Origin of the sequence: Mesorhizobium sp. ISC15, from assembly GCF_037162615.1 — a bacterium.
GTDB lineage: Bacteria > Pseudomonadota > Alphaproteobacteria > Rhizobiales > Rhizobiaceae > Mesorhizobium > Mesorhizobium mediterraneum.
In genome coordinates this window covers 497,472-511,607 of record NZ_JAVSPX010000001.1, presented here as the reverse complement: position 1 = coordinate 511,607, position 14,136 = coordinate 497,472, and the positions used below count along the sequence as shown (strand labels likewise).

The following is a 14,136-nucleotide window of genomic DNA, read 5'->3' as shown; positions in this document are numbered from 1 at the left end:
TAGCACCTAGCCCTTGCACTATTCCCCTAAACCGCATTGGCCGTGGTCGTATGCTGGGTTATTCCGTCGTCATAAAGCAGCGTGATCGTGCTGGACACCGGCACGTTCGTTAGCGTGGCCACATCCACGAAATTGGTGCCGTTGGCCGTACCGTCGGCATCGACGCTTAGCGTGCCGGTTCCCGCATCGTAGTTCACGAACTCGCCGATATTGGCTCCCCCCGGGGCTGTGTCGAACAACGACGTCAGGTCGATCACGTCGCCCTGGCCGCCGGCGCCGCTGTAGTCGGAGATGAGATCCTTGATGTCCAGTTGGTCGAGTTTGAACGTATCAGCGCCGTTTCCTCCAGTCATTGTGTCTTGGCCGAAACCTCCAACGAGGAGATCGTTGCCGTCGCCACCGCTGATAAGATCGCTGCCACCGCCGCCGCTGAGGAAATCATTGCCTCCCCTGCCTATGATGACGTCATTGCCGCCATTCCCATTGAGGTGGTCGATACCGGATGTGCCATAGATCTGGTCGGCCAAGGTGGCATCGCCATTCACCGTTATTCCAGGATCGCCTGGATCATGGGAGAAGAATTCGAATCTGACTGCGCGGGCCTGGTAGTTGCCGCCATCATTGTCGAAATAGGAAAGTGTCCATGTGTCGCCGGCGGCCGGTGGATTTGCGATCAGATAGTCCGCGAGCGTCGTCGTCGTTGCGACCCCGGCGCCGTCGAGAAGGAAGATATGGTCATAGTCGACGGTCGCCTTCATCAGGCCGGTGGCCGGGTCGTAGGTCCAACTCTGCTCGAATGTTCCGGCAGTCAAATCGTCTTCAACAACTGCAAATCGGTTCGCTCCGATCCTGATCTCGACTTGAACTTCCTGTTCGCGATGCGATCCTGCACTGCCATCTCCGAAGACGCCTGGATTGCGCTCCCCTAGCGGGATCGGAGTTACGAAGGGAGACTCCTGGAAGTCGGTGTAGATTACGACTGTCGAGCCATGAGGATCGGCCGTTATGGCGCTTACCGTGGCTTGGGACAGACTCAGGTTCTGGGTCTGGTCATTTCCGGAGGTGAGCGGGCTGTTACCATTACCCACCTGTGCGGTATCGCTGGGCAAGCTGGTCGGCGGGACTTCGTGGATGCCAACAGTCTGAGTGACGTGGGCGGTGCCGTCGAAGACGTCCAGCGATAGATTGACGTTGACGGTGTCGGTTACCGTTGCGGTCGGCCTGTAGACCAGGTCGTCCAGCAGGTTGATGCCGCCGGCCGGATCGTAGAGCACAGTGCCGGCCGTCAGGGCGACGTAGGTGAGGCCATCGAAATAGAACGTGCCTGTGGGGATCGTCCCCGTCGCGGTGACGATGAGGTTATCTCCGTCCGCATCGGTCGGGATAGTCACCAGCAAGGGATATCCGTCGGGATAGCTCGGCGTACTCAAAGTTTGCTGTGCCGGATCGCTCGACATCCAGTTCTGGGTGTTGGCGGCAACCGGAGCATTGTTGACGTCCGACAGGGTGATGGTCAGCGTCGTCGTCGACAGGTCGCCGTCGCCGTCCATGATGGTGTAGACGAAGGTGTCGGTGGCGCCGCCGGCCGGCACGGCGTTGGCAAAGCCGTCATAGCTGTAGCTGCCGTTGGCGTTGAGCGTCAGCGTGCCGTAGGTGCCGGCAATGCCGGCGCCGCCGAGGCCGCCGCTCACCGGGCTGGCGGTGTTGCTGCCGGCGGCCACGCCGACAACGCCGCCACCGGCGGCCGCACCGTCGGCGCCGAACACGTCGTCGGTGGCGTCGCTCAGCACGTTGCCGGTGGCGATGGCGCCCTCGGCGACGCTGTTGGTGTCGGCGTTCGCCGTCGGCACGTCGTCGACGACGTCGATGGTGATGGTGCTGGTGATGGTGTTGCCGTTGGCGTCGGTCGCCTGGTAGGTGAAGCTCTCGACGTTGTTGACCGTGTTGGTGCCGTTGTCGGCATCGGCGCCGTCGACCGGTGCGGTCAGCGTGTAGCTGTAGGTGCCGTCGGCATTGAGGGTCAGCGTGCCGTGCGAGCCGGTCGCGCTGCCGACCAGCGCAAAGGTGTAGGGGCCGCTGCCGCCGGAGAGGTTGTCGGCGACCGTGCCGGTCACCGTCTCGGCCGGGCTGGCCGGATTGCTGCCGATCGCCAGTGCTGCTTCATTGACCGTGGCGTCGTCATTGGCGGCCGCCAGGCCGCTGTCCGACAGGGTGATGGTCAGCGTCGTCGTCGACAGGTCGCCGTCGCCGTCCATGATGGTGTAGACGAAGGTGTCGGTGGCGCCGCCGGCCGGCACGGCGTTGGCAAAGCCGTCATAGCTGTAGCTGCCGTTGGCGTTCAGCGTCAGCGTGCCGTAGGTGCCGGCAATGCCGGCGCCGCCGAGGCCGCCGCTCACCGGGCTGGCGGTGTTGCTGCCGGCGGCCACGCCGACAACACCGCCACCGGCGGCCGCACCGTCGGCGCCGAACACGTCGTCGGTGGCGTCGCTCAGCACGTTGCCGGTGGCGATGGCGCCCTCGGCGACGCTGTTGGTGTCGGCGTTCGCCGTCGGCACATCGTCGACGACGTCGATGGTGATGGTGCTGGTGATGGTGTTGCCGTTGGCGTCGGTCGCCTGGTAGGTGAAGCTCTCGACGTTGTTGACCGTGTTGGTGCCGTTGTCGGCATCGGCGCCGTCGACCGGTGCGGTCAGCGTGTAGCTGTAGGTGCCGTCGGCATTGAGGGTCAGCGTGCCGTGCGAGCCGGTCGCGCTGCCGACCAGCGCATAGGTGTAGGGGCCGCTGCCGCCGGAGAGGTTGTCGGCGACCGTGCCGGTCACCGTCTCGGCCGGGCTGGCCGGATTGCTGCCGATCGCCAGTGCTGCTTCATTGACCGTGGCGTCGTCATTGGCGGCCGCCAGGCCGCTGTCCGACAGGGTGATGGTCAGCGTCGTCGTCGACAGGTCGCCGTCGCCGTCCATGATGGTGTAGACGAAGGTGTCGGTGGCGCCGCCGGCCGGCACGGCGTTGGCAAAGCCGTCATAGCTGTAGGAGCCGTTGGCGTTCAGCGTCAGCGTGCCGTAGGTGCCGGCAATGCCGGCGCCGCCGAGGCCGCCGCTCACCGGGCTGGCGGTGTTGCTGCCGGCGGCCACGCCGACAACGCCGCCACCGGCGGCCGCACCGTCGGCGCCGAACACGTCGTCGGTGGCGTCGCTCAGCACGTTGCCGGTGGCGATGGCGCCCTCGGCGACGCTGTTGGTGTCGGCGTTCGCCGTCGGCACATCGTCGACGACGTCGATGGTGATGGTGCTGGTGATGGTGTTGCCGTTGGCGTCGGTCGCCTGGTAGGTGAAGCTCTCGACGTTGTTGACCGTGTTGGTGCCGTTGTCGGCATCGGCGCCGTCGACCGGTGCGGTCAGCGTGTAGCTGTAGGTGCCGTCGGCATTGAGGGTCAGCGTGCCGTGCGAGCCGGTCGCGCTGCCGACCAGCGCAAAGGTGTAGGGGCCGCTGCCGCCGGAGAGGTTGTCGGCGACCGTGCCGGTCACCGTCTCGGCCGGGCTGGCCGGATTGCTGCCGATCGCCAGTGCTGCTTCATTGACCGTGGCGTCGTCATTGGCGGCCGCCAGGCCGCTGTCCGACAGGGTGATGGTCAGCGTCGTCGTCGACAGGTCGCCGTCGCCGTCCATGATGGTGTAGACGAAGGTGTCGGTGGCGCCGCCGGCCGGCACGGCGTTGGCAAAGCCGTCATAGCTGTAGCTGCCGTTGGCGTTCAGCGTCAGCGTGCCGTAGGTGCCGGCAATGCCGGCGCCGCCGAGGCCGCCGCTCACCGGGCTGGCGGTGTTGCTGCCGGCGGCCACGCCGACAACACCGCCACCGGCGGCCGCACCGTCGGCGCCGAACACGTCGTCGGTGGCGTCGCTCAGCACGTTGCCGGTGGCGATGGCGCCCTCGGCGACGCTGTTGGTGTCGGCGTTCGCCGTCGGCACATCGTCGACGACGTCGATGGTGATGGTGCTGGTGATGGTGTTGCCGTTGGCGTCGGTCGCCTGGTAGGTGAAGCTCTCGACGTTGTTGACCGTGTTGGTGCCGTTGTCGGCATCGGCGCCGTCGACCGGTGCGGTCAGCGTGTAGCTGTAGGTGCCGTCGGCATTGAGGGTCAGCGTGCCGTGCGAGCCGGTCGCGCTGCCGACCAGCGCAAAGGTGTAGGGGCCGCTGCCGCCGGAGAGGTTGTCGGCGACCGTGCCGGTCACCGTCTCGGCCGGGCTGGCCGGATTGCTGCCGATCGCCAGTGCTGCTTCATTGACCGTGGCGTCGTCATTGGCGGCCGCCAGGCCGCTGTCCGACAGGGTGATGGTCAGCGTCGTCGTCGACAGGTCGCCGTCGCCGTCCATGATGGTGTAGACGAAGGTGTCGGTGGCGCCGCCGGCCGGCACGGCGTTGGCAAAGCCGTCATAGCTGTAGCTGCCGTTGGCGTTGAGCGTCAGCGTGCCGTAGGTGCCGGCAATGCCGGCGCCCAGCCCGCCGCTCACCGGGCTGGCGGTGTTGCTGCCGGCGGCCACGCCGACAACGCCGCCACCGGCGGCCGCACCGTCGGCGCCGAACACGTCGTCGGTGGCGTCGCTCAGCACGTTGCCGGTGGCGATGGCGCCCTCGGCGACGCTGTTGGTGTCGGCGTTCGCCGTCGGCACATCGTCGACGACGTCGATGGTGATGGTGCTGGTGATGGTGTTGCCGTTGGCGTCGGTCGCCTGGTAGGTGAAGCTCTCGACGTTGTTGACCGTGTTGGTGCCGTTGTCGGCATCGGCGCCGTCGACCGGTGCGGTCAGCGTGTAGCTGTAGGTGCCGTCGGCATTGAGGGTCAGCGTGCCGTGCGAGCCGGTCGCGCTGCCGACCAGCGCAAAGGTGTAGGGGCCGCTGCCGCCGGAGAGGTTGTCGGCGACCGTGCCGGTCACCGTCTCGGCCGGGCTGGCCGGATTGCTGCCGATCGCCAGTGCTGCTTCATTGACCGTGGCGTCGTCATTGGCGGCCGCCAGGCCGCTGTCCGACAGGGTGATGGTCAGCGTCGTCGTCGACAGGTCGCCGTCGCCGTCCATGATGGTGTAGACGAAGGTGTCGGTGGCGCCGCCGGCCGGCACGGCGTTGGCAAAGCCGTCATAGCTGTAGCTGCCGTTGGCGTTGAGCGTCAGCGTGCCGTAGGTGCCGGCAATGCCGGCGCCGCCGAGGCCGCCGCTCACCGGGCTGGCGGTGTTGCTGCCGGCGGCCACGCCGACAACGCCGCCACCGGCGGCCGCACCGTCGGCGCCGAACACGTCGTCGGTGGCGTCGCTCAGCACGTTGCCGGTGGCGATGGCGCCCTCGGCGACGCTGTTGGTGTCGGCGTTCGCCGTCGGCACGTCGTCGACGACGTCGATGGTGATGGTGCTGGTGATGGTGTTGCCGTTGGCGTCGGTCGCCTGGTAGGTGAAGCTCTCGACGTTGTTGACCGTGTTGGTGCCGTTGTCGGCATCGGCGCCGTCGACCGGTGCGGTCAGCGTGTAGCTGTAGGTGCCGTCGGCATTGAGGGTCAGCGTGCCGTGCGAGCCGGTCGCGCTGCCGACCAGCGCAAAGGTGTAGGGGCCGCTGCCGCCGGAGAGGTTGTCGGCGACCGTGCCGGTCACCGTCTCGGCCGGGCTGGCCGGATTGCTGCCGATCGCCAGTGCTGCTTCATTGACCGTGGCGTCGTCATTGGCGGCCGCCAGGCCGCTGTCCGACAGGGTGATGGTCAGCGTCGTCGTCGACAGGTCGCCGTCGCCGTCCATGATGGTGTAGACGAAGGTGTCGGTGGCGCCGCCGGCCGGCACGGCGTTGGCAAAGCCGTCATAGCTGTAGCTGCCGTTGGCGTTCAGCGTCAGCGTGCCGTAGGTGCCGGCAATGCCGGCGCCGCCGAGGCCGCCGCTCACCGGGCTGGCGGTGTTGCTGCCGGCGGCCACGCCGACAACACCGCCACCGGCGGCCGCACCGTCGGCGCCGAACACGTCGTCGGTGGCGTCGCTCAGCACGTTGCCGGTGGCGATGGCGCCCTCGGCGACGCTGTTGGTGTCGGCGTTCGCCGTCGGCACATCGTCGACGACGTCGATGGTGATGGTGCTGGTGATGGTGTTGCCGTTGGCGTCGGTCGCCTGGTAGGTGAAGCTCTCGACGTTGTTGACCGTGTTGGTGCCGTTGTCGGCATCGGCGCCGTCGACCGGTGCGGTCAGCGTGTAGCTGTAGGTGCCGTCGGCATTGAGGGTCAGCGTGCCGTGCGAGCCGGTCGCGCTGCCGACCAGCGCATAGGTGTAGGGGCCGCTGCCGCCGGAGAGGTTGTCGGCGACCGTGCCGGTCACCGTCTCGGCCGGGCTGGCCGGATTGCTGCCGATCGCCAGTGCTGCTTCATTGACCGTGGCGTCGTCATTGGCGGCCGCCAGGCCGCTGTCCGACAGGGTGATGGTCAGCGTCGTCGTCGACAGGTCGCCGTCGCCGTCCATGATGGTGTAGACGAAGGTGTCGGTGGCGCCGCCGGCCGGCACGGCGTTGGCAAAGCCGTCATAGCTGTAGCTGCCGTTGGCGTTGAGCGTCAGCGTGCCGTAGGTGCCGGCAATGCCGGCGCCGCCGAGGCCGCCGCTCACCGGGCTGGCGGTGTTGCTGCCGGCGGCCACGCCGACAACGCCGCCACCGGCGGCCGCACCGTCGGCGCCGAACACGTCGTCGGTGGCGTCGCTCAGCACGTTGCCGGTGGCGATGGCGCCCTCGGCGACGCTGTTGGTGTCGGCGTTCGCCGTCGGCACATCGTCGACGACGTCGATGGTGATGGTGCTGGTGATGGTGTTGCCGTTGGCGTCGGTCGCCTGGTAGGTGAAGCTCTCGACGTTGTTGACCGTGTTGGTGCCGTTGTCGGCATCGGCGCCGTCGACCGGTGCGGTCAGCGTGTAGCTGTAGGTGCCGTCGGCATTGAGGGTCAGCGTGCCGTGCGAGCCGGTCGCGCTGCCGACCAGCGCAAAGGTGTAGGGGCCGCTGCCGCCGGAGAGGTTGTCGGCGACCGTGCCGGTCACCGTCTCGGCCGGGCTGGCCGGATTGCTGCCGATCGCCAGTGCTGCTTCATTGACCGTGGCGTCGTCATTGGCGGCCGCCAGGCCGCTGTCCGACAGGGTGATGGTCAGCGTCGTCGTCGACAGGTCGCCGTCGCCGTCCATGATGGTGTAGACGAAGGTGTCGGTGGCGCCGCCGGCCGGCACGGCGTTGGCAAAGCCGTCATAGCTGTAGCTGCCGTTGGCGTTCAGCGTCAGCGTGCCGTAGGTGCCGGCAATGCCGGCGCCGCCGAGGCCGCCGCTCACCGGGCTGGCGGTGTTGCTGCCGGCGGCCACGCCGACAACGCCGCCACCGGCGGCCGCACCGTCGGCGCCGAACACGTCGTCGGTGGCGTCGCTCAGCACGTTGCCGGTGGCGATGGCGCCCTCGGCGACGCTGTTGGTGTCGGCGTTCGCCGTCGGCACATCGTCGACGACGTCGATGGTGATGGTGCTGGTGATGGTGTTGCCGTTGGCGTCGGTCGCCTGGTAGGTGAAGCTCTCGACGTTGTTGACCGTGTTGGTGCCGTTGTCGGCATCGGCGCCGTCGACCGGTGCGGTCAGCGTGTAGCTGTAGGTGCCGTCGGCATTGAGGGTCAGCGTGCCGTGCGAGCCGGTCGCGCTGCCGACCAGCGCATAGGTGTAGGGGCCGCTGCCGCCGGAGAGGTTGTCGGCGACCGTGCCGGTCACCGTCTCGGCCGGGCTGGCCGGATTGCTGCCGATCGCCAGTGCTGCTTCATTGACCGTGGCGTCGTCATTGGCGGCCGCCAGGCCGCTGTCCGACAGGGTGATGGTCAGCGTCGTCGTCGACAGGTCGCCGTCGCCGTCCATGATGGTGTAGACGAAGGTGTCGGTGGCGCCGCCGGCCGGCACGGCGTTGGCAAAGCCGTCATAGCTGTAGGAGCCGTTGGCGTTGAGCGTCAGCGTGCCGTAGGTGCCGGCGATGCCGGCGCCCAGCCCGCCGCTCACCGGGCTGGCGGTGTTGCTGCCGGCGGCCACGCCGACAACGCCGCCACCGGCGGCCGCACCGTCGGCGCCGAACACGTCGTCGGTGGCGTCGCTCAGCACGTTGCCGGTGGCGATGGCGCCCTCGGCGACGCTGTTGGTGTCGGCGTTCGTCGTCGGCACATCGTCGACGACGTCGATGGTGATGGTGCTGGTGATCGTGTTGCCGTTGGCGTCGGTCGCCTGGTAGGTGAAGCTCTCGACGTTGTTGACCGTGTTGGTGCCGTTGTCGGCATCGGCGCCGTCGACCGGTGCGGTCAGCGTGTAGCTGTAGGTGCCGTCGGCATTGAGGGTCAGCGTGCCGTGCGAGCCGGTCGCGCTGCCGACCAGCGCAAAGGTGTAGGGGCCGCTGCCGCCGGAGAGGTTGTCGGCGACCGTGCCGGTCACCGTCTCGGCCGGGCTGGCCGGATTGCTGCCGATCGCCAGTGCTGCTTCATTGACCGTGGCGTCGTCATTGGCGGCCGCCAGGCCGCTGTCCGACAGGGTGATGGTCAGCGTCGTCGTCGACAGGTCGCCGTCGCCGTCCATGATGGTGTAGACGAAGGTGTCGGTGGCGCCGCCGGCCGGCACGGCGTTGGCAAAGCCGTCATAGCTGTAGCTGCCGTTGGCGTTGAGCGTCAGCGTGCCGTAGGTGCCGGCAATGCCGGCGCCGCCGAGGCCGCCGCTCACCGGGCTGGCGGTGTTGCTGCCGGCGGCCACGCCGACAACGCCGCCACCGGCGGCCGCACCGTCGGCGCCGAACACGTCGTCGGTGGCGTCGCTCAGCACGTTGCCGGTGGCGATGGCGCCCTCGGCGACGCTGTTGGTGTCGGCGTTCGCCGTCGGCACATCGTCGACGACGTCGATGGTGAGTGTATCGTTGGCGCTCTGCCCGTCCTGGTCGGTCAGCACCACTGCAAAGTTCTCGAACAGGCTGTTCTCGCCGAGGGCGGTGGGATGTGCCTCATTGTCGAGGAGCGTGTAGGTGTAGCTCACCTGACCTGTCGCGGCATCGTAGGCCGTCACAGCCAGCGTGTTGCCCTCCGGCGTCGTGAACGAGCCCGCCGTGAACACGCCGTTGGTGATGAAGGTCTGACCACCGATCGTCAGCGAGGCAATGCCGTCGGGCGAGGAGATGGTGAAGGTGCCCGTACCGGTCTCGGCCGTGCTTGACGGGTTCGAGCCGGGCCCGCCCGCCGTCCCGACATTTAACGCCTCTTCATTCACCGTCACGTCGCCGCCACGGGCCTCCGGCGTCAGGTCGCTGATCACCGGCGGTGCATCGCCGATCGAGACTGTCAGTGTCGTGTGCGACAGGTCGCCGTCGCCATCCTTGATGGTGTAGGTGAACACGTCGTCGACGCCGCCGGGCGTGCCGGCATCGCGCGCATAGCTGTAGGTGCCGTCCGCGTTCAGCGTCAGCTTGCCGTAAGTCCCCTGGATCTGCACGCCAAGCGTGCCGCCGTCGTCCAGATCGGAATTCGTCGTGCCGCTCGTGACCCCGACCACCGTCGCACCATCGGCGCCCTGCGTGTCGGCCGCCCCATCAGTCAGGTTGACGTCAAGGCTATCCGTCCCGCCAGCAAGCACATTACCCGTCGCGGGGCCGAACTGACCCGCCGCGATGCTGTCCGTGTCGGCAATCGCCGTCGGCGCGTCGTCGACGATGTTGATGGCCAGGTTGCCTGGCGCTGCCGGATCGCCGTCGGCGTCCGTCACCGCGACCGGGAGGTTTACGCTGGTGGCGTCGCCGGAGGTGTTGTCGATGAGCGTATAGGAATAGCTGATCGTGCCGAGGCCGGTCGCGGGATCATAGACATAGCTCGCTGTAAGCGAGCCGGTCGCGTCGGTGAAGGTCTGGGGCACACCGGTCAGCACATGGCCGCCGAGCGAGACTTCCGACACGCCGTCCGGCGAGGTGAAGCCGATCGTGCCAGAGGTCGTCTCCGAGGTCGCAGGCTCGTTCGAGCCTTGTGACTCGCCGCTGCGTGCCGGCAGGCCAGCCTCATAGACCGTGGTCGAGGCTACAGGATCAATCGAAGGGGTAGAGTCTTTCTCCCTGACGCCAATCGTCAGTTCGCGCGGCTCCAAACGGCCAAACTGCAAGGCCGTCGGCGGCAGCAATGCCGATAGATCGAACCCATTGCCGATCCCACCGACTGGAACCGCGAAGTTTCCGCCGGCGCTGCCCGGCGTCCCGTTTCCCGGCCCCGCCGAGATCGAGCCGTCGGCGCCGAAGGCAATGTCGACATGGCTTGCTTCAAGCGCCGCCAGTAAGGCGACGCGCGGCACCTCAATGTCGCCGAGAATAAAGGTCGGCACGTTCAGGGCACCGTCCTTGATGACGACCACCGAGCCGTCTGGTTGTTCGAGCAGAAGGTGGCGGCCGTCGACTCGGATATTGTCGATAGCGACGTTGGCCGGAAATCTCACGGTGTTGCTGGCGTCGGCCACATATTCATGCGGCGCCGCAGCCGCTGGTGCATTGGCCGCTGCCGGCGCTTCCGTTTGCACTGCTGCGCCGTTGCCCACATCCGCCGGCACCGGCTCGGCTGCTGCCGGTTGCTCGGTCGAGGCTGCTTGCGCGACCTGGATACCTGCCGCCGATGCCAGGCCGCTGTATTCATTGGAAGCAGAATGTTCGTCCGAGGAACCTGAAACACTGTCCAATTCGATAATGGTCGCCATAGCTGAAACCCCTCCGGTATTTCTCTGGAAGAGACAGCGGTAATCTCGGCTTTGCAACAGTCTGGTAATCTATTCCATATATCCTAATATGCATTTGCCACTATTTTTTACGCATGGTAAATCATATTTATATAACCCTATATATGTTGCCGCAGCAGACCAATTTGCTGGCAATCCTTACGACAATGACGCGGAAAAATAAGTATAAATGTATATAAAAGTTTATACAAAATAGACGTAGCCCTTTGCGACAAAGTTATCCACCTTCCTTTCCAATAATTTGAGACAAGATTGGTAGCGTCCACAGTCAAAGGTGGGCGTTATGAAAAAAGAAAAGGCTGGCCTGGCAACCGGGCTCAAAATGCTCTTGCTGGCGGTCGGCCTTGTCGGCCTGTCGCAGCCAGCACTCGCGAATGCCATTGTGGCGGATGTCGCTGCGGCCGGTGAGCAGCTGGAAAAATTGCAGGCGCCGCCATGCCTCGGCGGCGTTTCGCTGGCGAGATTTCAGCCTTGGCGGCCTGCTGAAGCTTACCGCACAGATATGTTTCCCGGCAGCTACGGGCCAGCCGTTGCTGATTACGGGGAGGCTCATTCGACGTCGCGAGGCGATGCCGGCATAGATCCTGTGCAGACGGCGGCGATAATCCCCGGTGTGTTCGGATCGGTTGCCTTGTCGATGCGCAACTCTCCCGTCTCGGCGCGCTGGGCACCTGTCTACAGGGCCATCGCCGGCTGCTTTGCGAACAGTGCGTGCGAGCGCAAGAGCGCTGCTTTTGCCGAGATCGTTAACGCGGTCAAAGACCGGGGGTTCAGCGACAAGCTGTCCTTCGTCAACAGCAGCATAAACCGCGCGATTGCCTACAAGAAAGACAGTGCAGTTTACAGCAGGCTCGACTATTGGGCGAAGCCTTCGGAAATCCTCGAGCGGCGGGCTGGCGACTGTGAGGATTTTGCCATCCTCAAGATGGCGGCTCTGCTGCGGGCCGGTATCCCGGCGCAGAGCATGTCGCTTGTTGTTCTCCAGGATCGCCGCAGAAAATTCTTTCATGCCGTACTGTCGGTGAGTACGGACAGCGGCACATTCATCCTCGACAGTCTCAACAACACTGTTTTGAAAGACAGCGAACTCCCTGATTATCTGCCGCTGTATTCCTTCAGCACTGACCGGGCGTGGATCCATGGCGCAAAACCAGGGGGCGCGCAAATAGCCGACATCAAGGGCGCTTTCGCAACGGTTGCTCCTGGCGAAGGTTCGGAGCCGGATATGTCCCTGTGAAAATGACGCGAAGCACGTCAGGATTGAGCTGCACTTGCCCGGAGCGGCAGCTCTAAAGCGCGTTGCATTTGAACGGATTCATGCGACGCGCTTTAAGTTCTTGTTTTTATCCATATAGCAAAACCGCTGCGCACCCTAGGATCAAGCCCAGGGTCAAGCCCGAGGGCAAGCTTTTGCGCGACATGCATTAGCCGTTGACGAACGCCATCAGCAGCTCCGGTTCGGGTACGGGCGCCCGCACTGCATTCAATTGACCCCGATACCGACGTTCGCCGGCGCCGATGACGAAGCCGCTGGCGATCGGAACTTCGCCATTGGCATCGAGTCGGGCAAAAATGTCGGCGACATTGAGATCCAGCGCCAGCTTGAGATCTTGTCGTGCATCATTGTTTGGTCCGGTCGGCAACTGACGCTTGACCAGTTGCTGGAACGGAGCATTGAAAGTCAGGATCTTCTTCGATGACGCCAAGGCAAAAGCGGGCGAGGGGCAGGCAACCAATATGGCATTGATCGTTCTGATCGATGCAAGCTTTCGCAGGATCAGGTTTTCATCCGCCAGCCCGAGTATGCAGGCCACCCGTATCGCCGACGTCAGATTACCAGTCTTGGTTTGATTTTTGGCGATCTCGTCGATCAGCATGCCGATCGTGCATTTCCTGTTTTCAGCCATCTGCTTCAGCGACATCCAGAAAGCCTTTTCCAGACGAATGCCGCGGCGTATGCCGCCACGCGCGACAACCCGGAACTCCAGCCCGAAATCCTCTCTGGTGATCGGCAGAAGCAACCGATCATGGGTGCTGGGAGGAGAGTTGGCGCTACCGCTCACTCATCGCCTCCTGACGCGCCTTGTTGATCGGCTTCAAAAGGTAACTGAGGATCGTCTTGCGTCCTGTCTTGATGTCGACTGAACAGATCATGCCGGGGATGATCGAATAGGCCTTGCCGTCCCGTTCGAGGGTCGACTTGTCCGTCGCGACACGCACCTGGTAAAAGGGCTCACCCGTTTTCTCGTCGACCAAGCTGTCGGCGGTGATGTTGGAGACCTTGCCTTCGATGCCGCCGAAGATCGAGAAGTCGTAAGCGGTGACTTTTATCAGCGCCTCCTGGTCGGGACGAATGAAAGCGACATCGCGTGGCGAGACGCGCGCTTCGACCAGCAAGGTTTCGGAGGTGGGCACGATGCCTGCCACGACCGAGCCAGGCTGGACGAAGGCGCCAACCGTGTTTAGCTCCAGTGTATTGACGATGCCGTCCACCGGCGAACGGATATCGGTGCGCGCTACCTTGTCAGTGGCCCCACGAATGGTTTCGTCCACGACCGAAAGCTCGGCCAGCGCCTGCGTCAGTTCATCCAGTGCTTCCTGCTGCAGCTGGAGGCCGAGCTCATCAACCTGGAGTTGAGCTTCAGTGATCGTTGACCTGATCTTCTTGACTGTCTCGCCGGACAGGTTCAGCTGACCGTTGAGTTCAGTCTGCTCCCGTTCAACCCGGATTTGCTCTGTCCTGGCCATCAGCCCCTTTTTGACCATTGATCCAACCAGTTTTGCCTCTTGGTCACTAACGGCCAGATTCCTGGTGAGGCGTTCGGAATTGGCGGCTGCTTCGTCCAGTTCCTTCTCGCGCTGGTCGAGGCGCGATTTGAGAACCGACAATTTATTGTCGAAGTTTTCGCGCCGGGCCGTGAGAAGCTTTTGTTCATTGTCGCAGATTTGCGGAGCGATCGACTGAATGTCAGCCGGGCACGGAAAGGGCCCTGCGAGATTGCCGCTTTGTTCGTATTTGAGCCTTGCGATTCGCACTTCAAGCGCGCGTGACTTGGCCTGCTGCTCGCCAAGGCTGGACGTATTCAGCGTGTTGTCGAGGCGAATGATCAGGTCGTTTTTCCTGACGACCTGCCCAATCTTGACGGCGATTTCCTGGACGACGCCGGCTTCGCTGGCCTGGATGATTTGGGTCTTGGACGCCGGGATGACCTTGCCGTCGCCGCGTGCGATTTCATCGACTTCGGCAAAAGACGCCCAAGCAACAAAAACGACGAAGAGCGCTCCGATAATGAATATGGATGCCGACGCGAAAAGCGGCGGACGGTCTTCTCTGGCAAGCATTTCCCCATGCCCCATTATATTG

General features: G+C 64.7%; 4 protein-coding genes. 1 reads left to right on the top strand and 3 read right to left on the bottom strand.

Features of this window, described 5'->3' with window-relative positions:
• Positions 1–26 precede the first annotated feature (26 nt).
• Positions 27–10,733 carry an Ig-like domain-containing protein gene (locus tag RPG13_RS02520; RefSeq protein ID WP_337124335.1) on the bottom strand — a complete coding sequence of 3,569 codons (10,707 nt, stop codon included), beginning with the start codon at positions 10,731–10,733 and terminating at the stop codon, positions 27–29.
• Between the two features lie 322 nt (positions 10,734–11,055).
• Between RPG13_RS02520 and RPG13_RS02515 the strand changes: the two genes are divergently transcribed.
• Positions 11,056–12,009 (top strand): transglutaminase-like cysteine peptidase, encoded by a 954-nt coding sequence (locus tag RPG13_RS02515; protein ID WP_127288473.1) that lies wholly within the window; start codon positions 11,056–11,058, stop codon positions 12,007–12,009.
• Positions 12,010–12,196: 187 nt separating this feature from the next.
• On the opposite strand, the gene RPG13_RS02510 is transcribed toward RPG13_RS02515, so the two are convergent.
• A complete protein-coding gene (locus tag RPG13_RS02510) occupies positions 12,197–12,835 on the bottom strand; it encodes a ribbon-helix-helix domain-containing protein (protein ID WP_127206209.1) in 639 nt (212 codons plus the stop codon).
• Positions 12,825–14,114: an HlyD family type I secretion periplasmic adaptor subunit gene (locus RPG13_RS02505; protein WP_292504362.1), complete on the bottom strand. Its 1,290-nt coding sequence runs from the start codon at positions 14,112–14,114 to the stop codon at positions 12,825–12,827. Before RPG13_RS02505 ends, RPG13_RS02510 begins: the two co-directional genes overlap by 11 nt.
• Positions 14,115–14,136: the final 22 nt, after the last annotated feature.

What these genes read in the sequence shown, in the direction of transcription:
- RPG13_RS02505 (WP_292504362.1), bottom strand. Translation starts at nt 14,114, where the DNA reads ATGCTTGCCAGAGAAGACCGTCCGCCGCTTTTCGCGTCGGCATCCATA.
- RPG13_RS02520 (WP_337124335.1), bottom strand. Translation starts at nt 10,733, where the DNA reads ATGGCGACCATTATCGAATTGGACAGTGTTTCAGGTTCCTCGGACGAA.
- RPG13_RS02515 (WP_127288473.1), top strand. Translation starts at nt 11,056, where the DNA reads ATGAAAAAAGAAAAGGCTGGCCTGGCAACCGGGCTCAAAATGCTCTTG.